Source organism: Pseudoxanthomonas mexicana, assembly GCF_046736355.1.
Taxonomy (GTDB): Bacteria; Pseudomonadota; Gammaproteobacteria; order Xanthomonadales; family Xanthomonadaceae; genus Pseudoxanthomonas_A; species Pseudoxanthomonas_A mexicana_B.
In genome coordinates, this window is sequence record NZ_CP157201.1 from 2,596,976 (window position 1) to 2,613,941 (window position 16,966).

General features: G+C 70.7%; 9 protein-coding genes and 1 pseudogene. 3 read left to right on the forward strand and 7 right to left on the reverse strand.

Features of this window, described 5'->3' with window-relative positions:
* Positions 1-231 precede the first annotated feature (231 nt).
* Both AAG688_RS11985 and AAG688_RS11990 read left to right on the forward strand, forming a co-directional pair.
* Entirely contained in the window at positions 232-1,977 is a 1,746-nt protein-coding gene (locus tag AAG688_RS11985) for a hypothetical protein (RefSeq protein WP_411832474.1), read from the forward strand.
* 590 nt (positions 1,978-2,567) lie between these two features.
* Positions 2,568-2,699 carry a lipoprotein gene (locus AAG688_RS11990; protein ID WP_411834996.1) on the forward strand — a complete coding sequence of 44 codons (132 nt, stop codon included), beginning with the start codon at positions 2,568-2,570 and terminating at the stop codon, positions 2,697-2,699.
* A 1,284-nt stretch (positions 2,700-3,983) separates the two neighbouring features.
* Here the strand turns inward: AAG688_RS11990 and AAG688_RS11995 are convergent.
* The 7 genes and pseudogenes from AAG688_RS11995 to AAG688_RS12025 all read right to left on the reverse strand — a co-directional run bounded on the left by AAG688_RS11995 (position 3,984) and on the right by AAG688_RS12025 (position 15,936).
* On the reverse strand, positions 3,984-4,763 hold the full coding sequence (locus AAG688_RS11995; RefSeq protein WP_411832475.1) for an alpha/beta fold hydrolase: 780 nt from the start codon (positions 4,761-4,763) through the stop codon (positions 3,984-3,986).
* Entirely contained in the window at positions 4,756-5,535 is a 780-nt protein-coding gene (locus tag AAG688_RS12000; protein ID WP_411832476.1) for a hypothetical protein, read from the reverse strand. Before AAG688_RS12000 ends, AAG688_RS11995 begins: the two co-directional genes overlap by 8 nt.
* 57 nt (positions 5,536-5,592) lie before the next feature.
* On the reverse strand, positions 5,593-7,473 hold the full coding sequence (locus tag AAG688_RS12005; RefSeq protein WP_411832477.1) for a non-ribosomal peptide synthetase: 1,881 nt from the start codon (positions 7,471-7,473) through the stop codon (positions 5,593-5,595).
* A 20-nt stretch (positions 7,474-7,493) separates the two neighbouring features.
* Positions 7,494-10,916, reverse strand: coding sequence for an aminotransferase class III-fold pyridoxal phosphate-dependent enzyme (locus AAG688_RS12010; protein WP_411832478.1), 3,423 nt, complete (start codon positions 10,914-10,916; stop codon positions 7,494-7,496).
* Positions 10,917-10,957: 41 nt separating this feature from the next.
* Positions 10,958-13,093, reverse strand: coding sequence for a type I polyketide synthase (locus AAG688_RS12015; RefSeq protein WP_411834997.1), 2,136 nt, complete (start codon positions 13,091-13,093; stop codon positions 10,958-10,960).
* Positions 13,094-13,102: 9 nt separating this feature from the next.
* Positions 13,103-13,825, reverse strand: a pseudogene (locus AAG688_RS12020) (beta-ketoacyl synthase N-terminal-like domain-containing protein); the annotation flags it as partial.
* Positions 13,822-15,936 carry an HAD-IIIC family phosphatase gene (locus tag AAG688_RS12025; RefSeq protein ID WP_411832479.1) on the reverse strand — a complete coding sequence of 705 codons (2,115 nt, stop codon included), beginning with the start codon at positions 15,934-15,936 and terminating at the stop codon, positions 13,822-13,824. The pseudogene AAG688_RS12020 and the gene AAG688_RS12025, both read right to left, overlap by 4 nt.
* Before the next feature lie 267 nt (positions 15,937-16,203).
* Here AAG688_RS12025 and AAG688_RS12030 point away from each other — a divergent pair, with 267 nt between their 5' ends.
* Positions 16,204-16,947 carry a thioesterase II family protein gene (locus AAG688_RS12030; protein ID WP_411832480.1) on the forward strand — a complete coding sequence of 248 codons (744 nt, stop codon included), beginning with the start codon at positions 16,204-16,206 and terminating at the stop codon, positions 16,945-16,947.
* Positions 16,948-16,966: the final 19 nt, after the last annotated feature.

The window sequence follows — 16,966 nt, forward strand, 5'->3', positions numbered from 1 at the left end:
ATACCCACCTTGCCTACCGGCACGATGCCGCGAAGGGAATCGTCTCTCCGCCCCATTTTGCCAAGACCCCGGTCACATTATCAGTGAATTGGGAATAAACAAGGCCGGAAAAATATCAAATGCGTGAGCCAATTATCAGCAGCCCACTAAACGTAGTATAGACTTCGAACCGGACAGGGGGGCCTGCCAATTCCATCGGATTTCCAACGGCCGACAGGAGCCGTTCGTAGAATGATTTCATACCCGTACACCTGCCTTCCACGCAACCTGGCCCTGTCGGCGCTGCTCGCCGCTCCATTGGGCCTGTTCTCGCCGCTGGCCTCGGCCCAGTCGCTGGGCGTCTGCAATTCCTTCTATTCCTCCGGTTTCCTGCTCGCGCAGGGCAAGGTCAACCCGGCCATGCCGGTCCTGGCCAAGCCCGCCAAGGGTACGGTGCTGAAGGAGCCCAACTTCAACACCTGCCTGGTCCGCGCCACCGCGCACGACGCCGAGGATCCGGTGACCTTCGCGCGCAACGACTATTCGCGCCGGCAGGCCTTCAACGCCAACAACACCTACTTCATCGTCTACTCGAACGACGGCTGGTGGCATCTCTACGACGCCAACACGCTGAAGCACCTGCGCAAGCTTTCGCCCAAGGTTGCCAATGCTTCGATCTCCTCGGAATTCCACATGGCCGGCGATGCCGAGCCACACTGGCATCCGACCGATCCCAACAGCCTCTACTACGTGACCACCAACGGCGGCACCAAGCTGCTGAAGCTGGACGTGCGCACCAATACCCACAGCATCGCCGCCGATTTCGCCGGCAAGCTGCCTTCCTGGGGTTCGACCGCGCGCCACATCTGGACCAAGTCGGAAGGTTCGCCCTCCGCCGACGGCCGCTACTGGGGCTTCCAGGTCGAGAACGCGAATTTCGGGCTGCTGGGCTACATGGTCTGGGATCTCCAGGAAAACCGCCTGGTCGGCAGCCGGCAGGACGGCAGCCGTCCCGATCATTCCAGCATGTCGGCCGCCGGCCGCTGGTTCGTGACCTCCTCCGACAGCACCGGCACCTGGGCCTGGTCGCCCGACTTCACCAAGAAGAAGAAGCTGCACAACAAGAGCGAACACTCGGATCTGGCATTGGGTCCCGATGGCCAGGACTACTACGTGGCCGTGGACTACCAGAGTTCGGCCGGCGACGTGTTCTTCACCGACATCGACGCCTGCCCCGCGGTCGCCGCCAGCGCCACCAGTGCGCCGGTCTGCCCGCGCACGGTACTGTTCCCCAGCTACGCCAACGGCGCGGCCGCGGCGATGCACTTCTCCGGCAAGGGCTTCAACAAGCCGGGCTGGATGGTCTGGAGCACCTACGCGACCACCGCCTCGCGCGACGGCAGTTGGCCGTGGTTCACCAACAAGATCTACGTCGTCGAGCTGAAGGCCAATCCGCGCGTCTACGCGGTGGCCTACACGCGTCGCGCCGAGTCGGCCGGCGGCTACTTCTCAGAACCGCACGCCACGGTGAGCCGCGACTTCACCCGCATCGCGTTCAACAGCAACTGGGGCGTCAACGACGCCAACAACATCGACACCTACATCGTGCACATTCCGCAGGGCGCACTGCCCGGCGGTAGCAATCCGCCGCCGCCGCCGGAACCGCCACCTCCGCCACCGCCACCACCTCCGCCGCCACCGCCGCCACCGCCCACCAGCAGCCGGACCACGGGCGGCAATCTGCCCCCGCTGCTGAACACGACCGGGCGCACGGTCGCCAGCCAGCAGATCGACGCGCAGTCAGGGACGGTGACGGCGTCCAGTGGCTTCGTCCCGCGTGGCACGCGCATCGTCGATGGTGCCGTGGCCGCGGCCCGCAAGCTGCTGCTCAGCCGGCCGGCGGTGAAGGCTGCGCTGTGGTCCCTGCCCGGCGCCCGCCTGCTGCCCAATGCGTTCGCTCCCGACGACGAAGAGGATAAGGAAGACAGTCTTTACTGATCTCCACCCAGCAAATATCGATACACTCTTTTCAGATCCGGCCATGCTTGCATGGCCGGTTTTTTATACCCTCGCCAAATCCGGAAAATACGCCCTCAAGATCCGGAGCGCCTTCCGGACTGGGTGATCCGTGGAAAACCCATGCCCGTTTCGCGCGGCGTCCATTCTCCCGAATGGGAGAAAGGCATCCATGCCGGGAGTAGGGAAGCCCCCGTCCTTCCTACAGGCACCACGGCCACATCGAAGCCGCGAACAGCCATTGCATCGGCGATGACAAGCGGGCATCGCCGGAACGCCGGCCACCGACCGGATGCGTCACTTCGACGCGGCCCTGACTGGAGGGACGACCATGCGCGTCGAGCACTTCCAGGTCATCGCAGCGGTTGTAGGTGTGGCAGCCATCCAGATCCTCGGCCCACCGCGCGTCCAGCCGGGAGACCTGGCGCTCGGCGTAGGCGTCGGGGGTGAGTTCGAGGATCTCGTTGAACACCACGGCGGTTCCGTACAACGGCGCGCAGCATTGGGAAGGACGGAACAACCGCCCCCCATGCTCGAAGACGCTGCCCGCGGGCCGCGCGCACCTGACGTCGGTGACGATCGGATTGGCCGGATGCGGCCGGAAGGGGCCGTGCAGGTCCTCCGCCACGAACAGGAACAGTTCGTCCGAGGGACTGGCGCCGCTCTCGGAAATGTTGCCGAACAGGTACCAGTGGCCCTGGTGATGGTGCAGCGTCGGATCGACGCAGACGCGGCCGCTGACGATGTCGGTCGCGCGTTCCCAGCCATGCGGGAAATCCCGGGTCGTGTACAGGCTGACGCGCCCGGCCTCGCAGGACTCGACCGTCATGTACCAGCGGTCCTGCCAGCGGAAGACCCGCGGATAGGACAGGTGGCGGGCTTCGTCCAGCACCACGCCCAGGCGCAGCGCCGTGCCGTCGGCGTGCAGTTCCAGGCAGACGATGACGCCCTTGCGATCGCGGTCGACATATTCCTCGACGAAGATCAGGCGCCGCCCGTCCACCACCACCGGGAAGGGATCGGCCCAGTAGTCCAGGCCCGGCGCCACCAGGTTGCGCACGGCGCCCATTCCCGGCGCCTGCGGATCCAGCGGCGCCGCGTCCTGCCGGACGGTGACGAACCAGGGCAGATCGTTGCGGCGCCTGCGCGATCGCGATTGCGCCAGCAGGCCCACGCCGATGGCGAAGGCGCGCGTCCCCGACGCGAACGGCAGCGAAGCGCGCGCGGGCGACAGCCGCAGTTCGCCGCCCGTGCCGGGCGCGCAGTCCTCGGCGATCCGCCGCCGCAGCGCGCGCGACAGCATCGCCGGCAGCTTCATGAACGCCTGATCGCGGTGCTGGTTGAAGGAGACCGCGCGGGTCGCGCCCCAGCCCGAGGCCAGTTCGCGCGCCAGGCCATCGTCCTGCGCCAGCGCCAGCCCGATGGGATACGCGCTGTGCTTCTCGACGATCGGGGCGATCAGGCCGACGCCGGCGCGCAGCGGATCCAGCAGGTCGCCGCCCAGGGTCCAGACGCCGTGCCGCGCGTGCCGTTCGATCCGCCGCGCCCATTCCGGCTGCCCGGCGATGAGGATCACGTCAGGCTCCAGCCGCTGCAGCGCCGCCTCCAGCGCCGTGACGTCGCCCTCCTTCACCCGATGGACGTCCTCGTCCCGGCAGGCGAGCGATACCGGCGCCAGCGGGCTGCGGCTCTCCCTGCGCAGGATGCGCAGGTACCAGCCCACCAGCCACCGTTCGGCGCGCAGGAACAGCAGCAGCTCCAGCGGCAGGCTGCGCCTGCGGCAGGACAACGGCTCGACGCGCAGCACCCGCACGTCGAGATCGCCGCTCTCCGCGGCCAGCGCGATCCAGCTTTCGATCCAGCGCGGCGCCACCCGCGGGGCGAGCAGCACCACCCTCGGCGGACGCGCCGACGTGCGCGCGTACAGCGGCGTCGGCGCGCCCTGCGTGGCGGCGGCCGTCATGCCGGCTCCCGCAGGCGGATGCGCCTCACAGCGTGATGGACCATCGGCATAGGCGGCTCACGATACTCGCGCGTTCGGCAGGCGAGAACAGGATGTGGTCGAGCTCCGGCAGGAAGTCGCATTGCAGGGAGGGATGGCAGCGCAGCCGCCCGAAGGTGGCGTCGATCTGGCGGCGATGCAGCAGGTAATAGGAGACGCCGCCGGTGTACAGCGCGAGTATCCGCACGCCGCGCTCGATCAGGCCGGCGAGTTCGCGTTCGAACGCGTCGCGGTCCGGCCAGTCGCGGTAGTCCAGCAGGCCCGGCTGGTCGTCGCCGCGCGCCCTGAAGAAACGCGCGATCATCCCCGGCCAGTCCAGCGGCGTCCGGCGCAGCAGCACGCCCAGTTGCCCCAGCCGGAACCAGCGGTTGCGCACCGCGATCCCGTCCAGCATGAAGAGCCCGGTCACGCGCCGATCCTGCGTGGCCAGGCGCCAGCCCAGATCGGCCGCGCTGCATATCCCGCCGACGACGAACTCGCGGTTGCCGGTGATCTCCTGCAACGCGTCGAGCGCTTCCTGCGCCGCCTCGACGTGGCCGGCATGGGTGCCTGGCGGCGCGTCGCCGATGCGCGGGAGATCGAAGCGGAAGACGTCGAATCCCGCATCGGCCAGTTCCCGCGCCAGGCGCACGTGCAACCGGAACGGCCCGATCCGGTGGATCAGTCCCGCGTTGAACAGCACCACCGTGCGGCCGCGCGCCGGTCCGCACGCGCGGGTCAGCAGGCCGTAGCCGCGGCCGCCGTCGAGGGCGACGACCTCATCCATGCACCGCCTCCTCGCGCAGCCCGGCGACGAGTTCGCGCAAGGCGGGCTGCGCATCGCGTTGCGGGATCATGTCGGCCAGCTCGATTTCCTCTTCCCAGCGGGTCACCGTTTCCGGCAGGGTGATGAACCGGCTGCCGGGCGGATGCGCGCGCCCTTCGGCGTCGAGCACCGTCGTGGGGATGCCCGCGGGAAGCCGTGCCTGCAAGCGGGCCATCTGATCCGGGAAATCCTCGGATACGGAAAAGCCCATCAATCCCTGCCGCAGCGCGGCCGTTCCACCGCGCCGCAGCGGGTAGCGCTCGCGCGATTCCGACTCGGCGCGGTCCCGCCGTTGAAGCCGGCGCAGGTAGTCCGCGCCATCGGTCACCGGCTGCCACAGCCACAGCGCGTCCGCGCCGCACGCCGCCGCGTCGCGGCAGGCGAACAGCGCCGCGCCGCGCACGGCCAGCAGGATCAACGGCGCCTCGCCCGCGCGCCGGCGCAGCTCGCCGGCGGCCAGCAGCAGATCCTGCGCGGTCGCATCCGGCAGGAAATCACGATCGTCCCCCGCCGAATCGCCGCTGCCGAAGTAGTCGAAGCGCAGGCAGGCCAGTCCCTGCCCGGCCAGCTCCGCCGCCACCTGCGCGAAGAAGCGGTAGCTGCGTACGTGCTCGTGCAGCAGCGGCGCGCACAGCAGGACGGCGGCGCGCGCGGTTCCCGTCGCGGGATGGTATGCACCGAACAGACGCCGCGAAGCCGGGCCGAAGTAGCCGGGGATCAGTCCCGCGTGCATCACGTGTCGCAAGCCGCACCGTATCCCTCCGGGCGCGCGCCCGGATTCGTCGCCGCGTCAGACCGCATCGCGATCATGGCTTCCCCTCCCGAGCAGCCGTTCGAGATAGCCGCGCAGTCCGCTGGTCCGGCCCGGCCCCTGCCGCGCAGCTCCCTCGGCTTCCGGCGCGGCGGGCAGCATCGCCGCCGCCTGCGCCAGGCTCTGCGTGGCCAGGGCCAGCAGCTTCAGGCGCACGCCGGTCTCGCGCGCGACCCGGTTGGCCATCTGCACCGCCAGCATCGAGTGGCCGCCCAGATCGAAGAAGTTGTCGTCGGCGCCGGCTTCGGTGCCGAGCAACTCCGACCACACGCCGGCCAGGTAGGCGACTCGCGGTTCGTCGAGCCTGGGATCGGCCACCGTCGCCCGCGCGCCATCGGCGGAAGCGGCGAACGGCTGCGCAGAGGGCGGCGGCAGCGCCTTGCGATCGACCTTGCCGTTGGGCAGCAGCGGAATCTCGTCGATCGGCTCGACATGCTGCGGCACCATGTAGTGCGGCAGCCGCGAACGCAGGTGCGCCAGCAGCGCGTCGCGCTCGATCGCGCCGGCCTCGGCGACCACGTAGGCCACCAGCCGGACGTCGCCGGGACGATCCTCGCGCGCGCTGACGACCGCGCGCTTGAGGCCCGGGAAGGCCATCAGCGTGTGCTCGATCTCGCCCAGTTCGATGCGGTAGCCGCGGATCTTGATCTGCCCGTCCAGGCGGCTGCGGTATTCCAGGTTGCCGTCGGCTAGGTAGCGGCCCTGGTCGCCGGTGCGGTACATGCGCTCGTCCGGCGACTGCGCGAAGGGATCCGGCACGAACTTCTCGGCGGTCAGCTCCGGGCGGTTGAGGTAGCCGCGCGCCACGCCGGCGCTGGCGATGCAGATCTCGCCGGGGATGCCGGTCGGCACCGGCAGGCCGGCCTTGTCGAGCACGTAGATGCGCGTGTTGGCGATCGGCCGGCCGATCAGCGCGCGCGATCCGTCCTCCGGCACCCGGAACAGGCTGGACCAGATGGTGGTCTCGGTCGGTCCGTACAGGTTCCACACCGCTTCGCAGCGCGCGGCCAGCGCCGCGGCCAGGTCCAGCGGCAGCGCCTCGCCGCCGCACAGCGCGCGGAATCCCGCCGTCCCCGGCCAGCCCGCCTCGATCAGCAACCGCCAACTGCTGGGCGTGGCCTGCATGAGATCGATGCGGTGCTCGTCCAGCAGCCGGCGCAGCGCCTCGCCGTCGATCGCCTCCTCGCGCTCGGCGATCACCACCGTGGCACCGGCGATCAGCGGCAGGTACAGCTCCAGCCCGGCGATGTCGAAGGAAAGCGTGGTCACCGCGAGCAGGCGCTCGCCCGCGGCGATGCCCGGTTCCTCGCACATGCTGGCGAGGAAGTTGACGACGTTGCGGTGCTCGATCGCCACGCCCTTCGGCAGGCCGGTGGAACCGGAGGTGTACAGCACGTAGGCCAGGTCGCCACCGCCGGCCGGTTCGCCCGGCGCGGCCGCTTCCGTCGGCATGCGCGCGTCGCCGGCCAGCAGTTCCGCGATTTCCAGCCTGCGGTACGCGCCTTCCGGCGCGACCGCGGCCAGCGACGGCTCGCTGATCACGAACGCCAGCCCCGAGTCGGCGATCATGTGGCGCAGCCGATCCGGTGGGAATTCCGGATCCAGCGGGACGTACGCGCCGCCAGCCTTCATCACCGCAATCACCGCCAGCAGCATGTCCACCGAGCGGTCCAGGTGGATGCCGACCAGCGCGCCGCGGCCGACGCCCTGCGCGCGCAGCCCGGCCGCGACGCGGTCGCTCGACCGCTCCAGTTCCGCGTAGCTCAGCGAGCGGCCGCCGCCGATCACGGCGACGGCGTCGGGCGTGCGCCGCGCCTGCGCCGAGATCAGCGCATCGACGCGCTGGTCCAGGTCGGGCATGGCCTCCTGCGCGGCCGCACTCACCGCCGCCCCCATCCGGCCACCGCGGTCGCCTGCTGCGCTTCGGACATCAGCGGGAGATCGCCGACCGCCTGCGCGGCATCGGCGGCGACGCCCTTGAGCAGCTCGATGTAGTGGTCGGCCCAGCGCGCGATGGTCTGCTCGTCGAACAGGTCGCTGCCGTAGTCCCAGTCGATCACCAGGCGGCCGTCGGACTCGATGATGTTGAAGAACATGTCGAAGTAGATCGCGCGGCGGGCGTTCTCGTGCGTCTCCACCTTGCAGCCGGGCAGTTCCAGCCGCGAGAAGTAGCCGCTGTAGTTGAAGATGACCTCCACCAGCGGCAGCAGGCTCGGATCGCGCGGGATCTCCAGCGCGTTGACGATGGCGCCCAGCGAGGCTTCCTGGCGCTCGAACGCGTCGAACAGGTTGCGCTGGGTCTCGCCGGCCAGCTGCGAGAACGGCTTGTCGTGCTCGACCGCCGCGCGCAGCGGCAGCGCGTTGACGCAATAGCCCACCGTTTCCAGCCCGGTGCGCGCCTGGCCGGCCACCGGCACGCCGAGCACGATGTCCTCCTGCGTGGTCAGCCGCGACAGCAGCGTCTGGAACGCCGACAGCAACACCACGTTGAGGCTGGTGCGCAGCGACTTGGCGGTGTCGCGCAGCGACCGCGACAGCCCGGCGTCGAGCGCGCGATGCAGCGTGGCGCCGCGGTAGCTGCGCACGGGCTTGCGCGGTCGGTCGGTGGGCAGGTCCAGCGGCGCCGGCAGGTCGGCGTAGACGCTACGCCAGTAGTCCAGCGCAGCGTCGGCCGAGGCCGCATCGGCGGTGGAAGCCATGCGCCAGGCGTACACGCTGTAGGGCACCGCGGTCGCGGCCTCGCTGTCCGCCTGGCCGCCCGAACCATAGATCTCGGCGATCCGGCGCATCAGGATCTCGGATGAGTAGCCGTCGAACACGATGTGGTGGCAGTAGATGACGAACAGGTGCGAATCCGCCGCCAGGCGGAACAGCTGCGCGCGCACCAGCGGGCCACGCTGCAGATCGAACGGCGTCAGCGCCTGCCGCTCCAGCAGCGCCTCGACGTGCGCGGCGCGCTCGTCCTCGGCCAGGTGCGAGAGATCGGCCAGTGGCACCTCGAACCGAGCCTGCTCGTCGACCCACTGGCGGGCGCCGTCCTCGTCGATGCGGTAGCGGAACGCCTCCTGCTCGCCCAGCGCGGCCTCGACCGCGGCGATGAAGCGCCCGGCGTCCAGCGGCCCTTCTATCCGCACAGAATCCGATTCGTTGAACGCGCAGCTGGCCATGTCGTCCATCTGCGAGGCGAACCACACCTCGCGCTGGCCCGCGGTCAGCGGCAGGCTGTGCCGCCACGCCGGGGGCTGCCCCTGTTCGCCGGCCGGCCGCGGCAGGATGCCGTCGGCCTGCATCTCCAGCACGCTGTCCTTGAAGGCGGCGATGATGCGGTCCACGTCCTCGTCGGTATGCGCGGCGGTCATGTAGCTGGGGAAGTTCTCCAGCACGTGGATGCCGCGATCGCGCAGGTGGTAGAACAGCAGCGTCGCCAGTTCGCCTTCCTCCTGCACGCGGATGAACATCTGCGAGGCGAAGTGCGGGATGTGGATCCTGAGGCCGCGTTCCTTGAAGAACTGGTTCAGCTCGGTGGTCAGGCGGGTGGTGCGCCGGTTCACCGCCTCCTGCAACGCCGGGCCCTGCGCCTTGAGGTATTGCAGGGTCGCGTGCACCGCCGCGATGGCCAGCGGATGGCGTACGAAGGTGCCGGCGAAGAAGGTCACGCCCGCCGCCGGGAAGGAATCGTCGCCGTACTGCCACTGGCCGCCGTCGAAGGTGTCCATGAAGCGCGCGCGCCCGGCCACCACGCCGATCGGCATGCCGCCGCCGATGATCTTGCCGTAGGTCGCCAGGTCGGCCTCGACGCCGTAGTACTCCTGCGCGCCGCCGGGGCAGATGCGGAAGCCGGTGATGACCTCGTCGAACACCAGCAGGATCTCCTCCTGCTCGGTCAGCGCGCGCAGCGCGTGCAGGAACTCGCGCGGCTGGAAGTCCGGCCTGCGGCTCTGCACCGGCTCCACCAGCACCGCGGCGATCTCGCCGGCGTGCTTGCGGATGATGTCCAGCGACTCCTCCTCGCCGTAGTCGAGCACCAGCACGTCCTCGACCGCGCGGAACGGGATGCCCGGCGCCAGCGGGAAGGTGCGCCGGCCGTCGGCGGTCTTGGTGACGCGCACCAGCACCTCGTCGAAGTTGCCGTGGTAGTCGCCGGAGAACACCACGATCTTATTGCGCCCGGTATAGGTGCGCGCCAGCCGGATCGCCGCCTGCACCGCCTCCGAGCCGGTGTTGACCCAGCTCACCCGGTCCATGCTGGTCAGTTCGCAGAACAGCTTGGCCGCCTCGCCGGCCAGCGGCGTCTGCGGCCCGACCTCGATGCCGCGATCGATCTGCGCCTTCAGCGCCTCGGACACGAACGGCGGACTGTGGCCGAGGAAGTTCGGGCCGAAGCCGTTGAGGATGTCGATGTACTTGTTGCCGTCGATGTCCTGCAGGTGGCAGCCGGTCGAGCGATCGATCACGATCGGGTAGACCATCTCCTTCCACAGCCGGTTGAAGCCGGCCGCGGTGCGCGGATCGGCATGGTGCGGCCGGTGCGCCTGCGTGCTGAGCTTGGAGCCCATCGTCTTGGCGTTGTAGCGCGCGGTCAGCCGCTGGATGTGCTCGCGCTGGCGGCGGGTCAGCACGCGCTCCTCGCGGCTGACCTGCGGGCCGAAGCCCTTGGGCATCTCCGGCTTGGCGGCCGGTGCGGTCGCAGCGGACGCGGCGGCAGGAACGGCCGCCGGCTTGGCGTCCGCGCTGGCCGCGGGCTTCTGCGCCACCGGTGCGGCCGCGGACACGGATGCGGACGGGGCGGCTGCCGCTCCGCCGCGCAGCGATTGCAGCAACTGGATCTGCTGGGACATCAGCGCCAGTTGCTGCGCCATGACGCCTTGCAGCCCCTCGCCGGCCGGCGGCGGCATCGCGGCCACGGGCGGCTGCGTCGGGATCTCCGGCGGCGCCTGGCGCTCGGCCGGCGCCGCGCTCCCGGCGATCGCGACGGCGACCGGCGCAGCCACGGCCGCGGCCGCCGCTGCCGGCGTTTCCGCCGCGGTTTCCACCGGCGCGTCCGGCGGCAGCTGGCGATCGAGATGCTCGGCCAGGGCGCGTATCGTCGGCAGTTCGTCGAACAGTTGCCGGAACGTGATCCTGACGCCGTATTCGCCCTGGAACGCCGACGCCAGCTGGGTCAGGAACAGCGAGTCGAACCCGAGATCGAGGAACGTGGCGTTCTCGACCAGATCGGCCGGGGCATGGCCCGACAGGTCCGCAGCCACGGCCCGCAGGCGCTCCACGATCCGCTGCACCCTGAGCTGATCCACCTTCCCCATCATGTTCTCCTGAATTTCGTTGCGCTGTATGCGAGTGAACGTCATCGACCGCCGGAACCGGCCCCGCCCAGGGCGCCTATCTGCTCGGCGATCAAGGCCAACTGCTGCCGGATCAGGCGCTCTGCGTCGTCGGCGAATCCGGATTGCGCGGCAGTGGCGGCCGCTGCGGGCTGCGCCGCGGATTCCGCCGGCGCGGCCGCCGCCTCGCTCGCGCGCGGCGCCTGTCCGGCCAGCGGCGAAGGCTGCACCCAGAAGCGCTTGCGCTCGAACGGATAGGTCGGCAGCGCGATGCGGCGGCGCTGCCCCGACTGGAACGCGTGCCAGTCGGGCTCGGCGCCCGCCAGCCACAGCTGTCCCAGCGCCTGCAACACGTTGCGCATGTCCGAACCCGGCGCCTGCACCGGCCCCAGGCAGGGCAGCGCCGTCGCCGACGCCTCGCGCGGCAGGCACTGGCGCGCGAGCGTGGTCAGCGTGCGTCCCGGCCCCACTTCCAGCAGCAGCGCCTCGCCCTGCGCGGCCACCGCCACGCTGTCGGCGAAGCGCACCGGCGACATCAACTGCTCGCCCCAGTAGTCCGGCTCGCACCACCGGTCCGCATCCGCTTCGCGGCCATGCGCGGTGGACACCAGCGCGACCCCGGCCGGCCTGCGCGCGACCGCGGCCACCGCGTCGACCAGCGGCGCGCGCGCCGGCGCCATCATCGGCGAGTGGTAGGCGTGCGAGGTCACCAGCGGCGTGGTCCCGATGTCCTGCCGCGCCGCGGCCGCGGCGAGCGCCTCGATGGAGGCGGACGGCCCGCTGGCCACGACCAGTTCCGGCGCGTTGATCGCCGCGATCGACACGTCCGCCGGCAACAGCGCCTGGACGCGCTCGGCCGGCGCGCGCAGCGCCAGCATCCTGCCCGGCGGCTGCGCCTGCATCAGGCGGCCGCGCGCGGCGACCAGCCGCATCGCGTCCTCGACTTCGAACACGCCGGCCACGCAGGCCGCGGCGAACTCGCCGACGCTGTGTCCCAGCGCCTTGCGCGGGCGGATGCCCCAGCTGTCGAGCAGCGCCGACAGCGCCGTCTCCATCGCGAAGATCGCCGGCTGCGCGATCCGGGTCTGCGCCAGCGCCGCGCCGGCCTGCTCGGCGTCCAGCGGCGATTCGGCCGGATTCCACAGCAGCAGGGAGCGCGGGTCCTGGTCGCGGCCGGCGCCGTGCAGCGCGTCGCAGCAGCGATCCAGAGTCTGGCGGAACACCGGCTCGGCGGCGTACAACTCGCGCGCCATGCCCGGATACTGCGCGCCCTGTCCCGGGAACATGAACGCCACTTCCGGCGCCGACGCCTGCAACCTCGCCTGCTCGCCGGGCGCGGGCGCGGCGCGCAGCCGGGCCACCGCGTCGGCCACGCTTTCGGCGACGACGATGCGGCGGTACTCGAACTGCCGGCGGCCGACCTGCAACGTGTAGGCCACGTCCTCCAGCGCGATCTCCGGCCGCGCCTCCAGGAACGCCGCCAGCCGCCCGGCCTGCGCCGCCAGCGCCTGCTCGCTGCGCGCGGACAACAGCAGCAGCGAATGCGAACGGCCGCGCGTGGTCGGCGGCAACGCCGGCGCCTGCTCGATCACCACGTGCGCATTGGTGCCGCCGACGCCGAACGAGCTGACGCCGGCGCGGCGCGGCCACTCGGCCTGTGGCCAGGGGCGCAGCTCGGTGTTCACGTAGAACGGCGTCTGCGCGAAATCGATCTTCGGGTTGGGCCGGGTGAAGTTGATCGAGGGCGGCAGCACGCCCTCGTGCACCGACAGCGCCGTCTTGATCAGGCCGATCGCGCCGGAAGCGACGTCGAGGTGGCCCAGGTTGGACTTCACCGAACCGATGGCGCAGTAGCCGGTCGCGTCGCCGTGGCTGCGGTAGGCGGTGGTGAGGCCGGCGATCTCGATCGGGTCGCCCATCGGCGTGGCCGTGCCGTGCGCCTCCACGTAGCCGATCGTGCGCGCGTCGACGTCGCCCATCGCCAGCGCCATCGAGATGACCTCGGCCTGCCCGTCCACGCTCGGCGCGGTGTAGCTGACCTTGCCGGCGCCGTCGTTGTTGGTGGCGTAGCCGCGGACGACCGCGTAGACGGTGTCGCCGTCCTCGATCGCGTCGGCCAGGCGCTTGAGCAGCAGCACCGCCGCGCCGTTGCTGAACACCGTGCCGGCCGCCTGCTCGTCGAAGGTGCGGCAGTGGCCGTCCGGCGAGAGCATGCCGCCTTCCTTGTAGAAGTATCCCTTCTTCTGCGGCAGCACGATGGTCACGCCGCCGGCCAGCGCCATGTCGCACTGGTAGGAGGCCAGGCTCTGGCAGGCGGTGGCGATGGCGACCAGCGAGGTCGAGCACGCGGTCTGCAAGGTCATCGCCGGGCCGCGCAGGCCGAGCTTGAAGGCCACCCGCGTGGCCAGGTAGTCCTTGTCGTTGCCCAGTTCGGTCTGCAGCGAGCCGACCTGGATCGACTCGATGAAGCGCGCCAGGAACTTCGGATCCGAGCACAGGTTCCACATGAGATAGGTATCCATGTAGCACCCGGCGTAGACGCCGATCGCGCCCGGATAGCGCTGCGCGTCGTAGCCCGCGTTCTCGATCGCGTCCGAGCACAGCTCCAGGAACACCCGGTGCTGCGGATCCATCAGCTCCGCCTCGCGCGGCAGGTAGCCGAAGAACCTGGCGTCGAACATGTCGACGTCGTCGAGGATGCCCTTGGCGCAGACGAAGCGCGTGTTCGGATCGTCCTGGCTCATCGCCTCGGCCGGGATGTCCAGCTCGGAAGGGTCGAAGCGGGTGACCGACTCCACCCCGTTCCTGATGTTCGACCAGAAGGCCTCCACGTCGGCGGCGCCCGGAAAGCGCCCCGCCATGCCCACGATCGCGATGCCGTCCTGATTCATGCCCTGACTCCCGCGTTCTTCGCCGCGCGTGCGCGCGCCTCGCGCATCCTGGCGCCGCGCTGCTGCGCCGCGTCCAGGGTCTTGCGCCCGTCGGCGCGCATCGAAAGATGGGCCGCCAGCGAGGCGACCGTCGGATGCTGGAACAGCGTGGTGATGTCGACGTCCACGTGCAGCCGCTCCAGCAGCAGCTTGTGCACCTGGACCAGGTGGATGGACTTGCCGCCCAGCTCCTGGAAGCGGTCGTGCGCGCCCACCGTCTCCATCCGCAGCACCTGCCGCCATATCGCGGCGATGTCGCGCTCCATGCCCGGCGCCGGCGCGATGAAGCCGACCGCGATGTCCGGCCGCGGCGCGATGCGCGCGGAAATCGCCTGCTCGATCGCCGCGGCGGTGGTCATGTCGTGGGCGATGCGCTCGTACAGCGCGCCGGGATCGGCGGCCGGCGGGCCGGCGCGCTCGCCCTCGGCCACCGGCGCGGGCGCGGCATCGCGCTCGTCCCAGCCCTGGGCGGAAGTATCCAGCGACACCTTCGCCGCCTCGGCGGCCGGCATCGCGAACCACATCGAGTCGTCGTCGGCCTCGGTGGCGAACACCGATTCGAGGAAGCGCCGCACCGGCAGGTTGCGATCGCCCCTGCGGTACAGCACGGCGATCCGCTCCAGCCCGCAGGCCTGCGCGTGCGCGCCGACGGCGGCGAGCATGCGGTGCTCGATGCCGCGGCCGAGCGCGCGGCAGCTCAGCATGAACAGGTCCACTTCCAGGCAGCCGGCGCGGGCGCGGGCGCGGATCTGGCCGACGATGCCGTAGTCGCCGAAGCGATCGCGGGCGCGGACCGCGCGATGCAGCGCATCGGCCCCTTCCGGGCAGACGTCGCCGCCCTGGTGGCGGATCAGGCTGGCGTTGAACTGGTTGGTGCGCTGGGTCAGTTGCGCCAGCCGCGCGACTTCGTCCGCGCTCGGCGGCTCGATCTCCACCACCAGTTCCAGCCCGTCCAGGAACGACTGCAAGGTCTGCGAATCGCGGCGCAGTTCGGCCCGCGAGGCGTTCTCGCGGTACATCGCCGCGCGCTTGCGGTCTTCTTCGGTGACCTGCGGCTGGTCGAACAGCCACAGGTGATCGACGAAGGCGGCCAGCCGCTCCGGTTCGGTCGGCACCCGCACCGTCATCGTCGCCGGGCATTGCGCGCGCATCTGCGCGCATTCGACCGGGTTGTCGTCGAGGAACACCACGCTGTCCAGCCCCAGTTCCAGGCCCGCGACGATCTCGCGCAGGTTGCCGGGCTTGGGGTTCCAGTCCACCCGCTGGGCCACCAGGTGCGACCACCGCAGCGGCATCTGCGGATGCGCGGCGAACAGATCGCGCACGTCGCGCTCGTCGTTCTTGCTGAGCAGGCAGATCAGGCGCCCGGCGTCGTTCTGCGCCGCCAGCGCGCCCTGCAAGGCCAGGTAGGGAGGATCCATGCGCACGCCCTGCACGCCGTTCTCGGCGACCACGCCGCCCCACAGCGTGTGATCGCCATCGACCGCGATCACCTTCACCGGCCGGCGCTGCATGGCCGCATGCCAGCGTGCGACGGTGGTGCCGAGCGCGGCCAGCGCCTCCGGCGTGTAGGGGACGTGGCCAAAACGGTCGGACGCAGGATCGGCCACCTGGCCGACGCGGTAGCGCCGCATCGCCCGCGCGCCATCCTCGACCGACACGTACGGCACCTGGGCCAGCCGCGCGGCCAGTGCCGCGCAGGGGTCCCCGGCGGCTTCGCCGTCGGCGCTCGTCGGGCCCACCAGCACCAGGCAGGGAACGGCATGCTCAAAGGAAGCCAGCGCCGAGGCCAGCTCGGTCACGCAGGATTCGATCGCGCTCCAGTCGGGCTCGCGCGCCGCCCCCGCACGGCGCGGCAGCAGGTCCTCCCAGCGCACGCACACCACGTTGGCGCCGTTGCGGTTGCGCCTGAACTCGCTCGCCGGATCCAGCATCTGCTGGAACAGCTGCGCGTACGGCGCGAGCGCGATGCCGGCGGGCAGGCCGAGGAAATCGATCCAGTAGTCGACGACGCGCGCGACCGGATCCAGCGTGTAGGTACCGCACAGCGTCAGCATCGGCCTTGCGTCCATCAGCGGGCGCCTCCTGCCGCCGCCGCCACGAACCGCCTGCCTGCGCGTCCGCGACCCGAAAGCCCGTTGCCGGCCGTCTGCCGCATGCCTTTCACCCACCGTCGCGCCACGTGTTCTCCCCTGTTCCGATGCCGTCCAACGCGGATTCCCCGGGTTCGCGGACAGCCGTCCGCTCCTCATCGCGGCGCGCCTCGACCGGAAGGCCGCATGTGGGGATTGCGTGATATACAGACCCGAACGCACATCGCCCGCGATACAGGACAACGCATGACGATCCGCCTCAAATGCTTGGCTCCGCGCCCGATGGCGCGCACGCGCCTGCTGTGCGTGCCCTTCGCCGGCGCGGGTGCCGGCGCGTATCGGGGCTGGGCCGATGCGTTGCCGGCGCATGTCGAAACCTACGCGGTGCAGTTGCCGGCGCGCGAGGACAGACTGGGCGAAGCGCCGTACGCACGGTGGCGGCCGATGATGGAGGCGCTGACGGCGGCGGTCGCGGCGTTGCCGATGCAGCCCACCGTCCTGTTCGGCCACAGCCTGGGCGCGCTGATCGCCTTCGAACTGGCGCGCTGGATGCAGGCGCAGCGTCCGGCGACGCCCAGGCACCTGTTCGTCTCGGGCCGTCCCTGGCCCGGCGGCGGCGATGCGCACGCGCACGGTGCCGCCGCGTTGAGCGACGAGGCCCTGCTGGAGGCGCTGGACCGGCGCTACGGCAGCCTCGCCACCAGCCTCTCGCATCCGGAGATCCGCGAGCTGGTGGCGCCGATCCTGCGCGCCGACGTCGCGCTGCTGGACAGCTACGCCTACCAGACGGGCGCGCCGCTCGATTGCCCGATCACGATGCTCGCCGGCCGCGACGATCCCACCACGCCCCCGGACCAGACCGATGGCTGGCGGCACGAGACGCGCGCCGCCTTCGCTTCCCACGTGCTGGAGGGCGGCCACTTCTTCATCGAGGCTCAAAGGAAGCGCGTGCTGGAAATCGTCGGCGCGGCCCTGCCCGTTCCCGGCTGACGCCGACGGCGATCGGTTC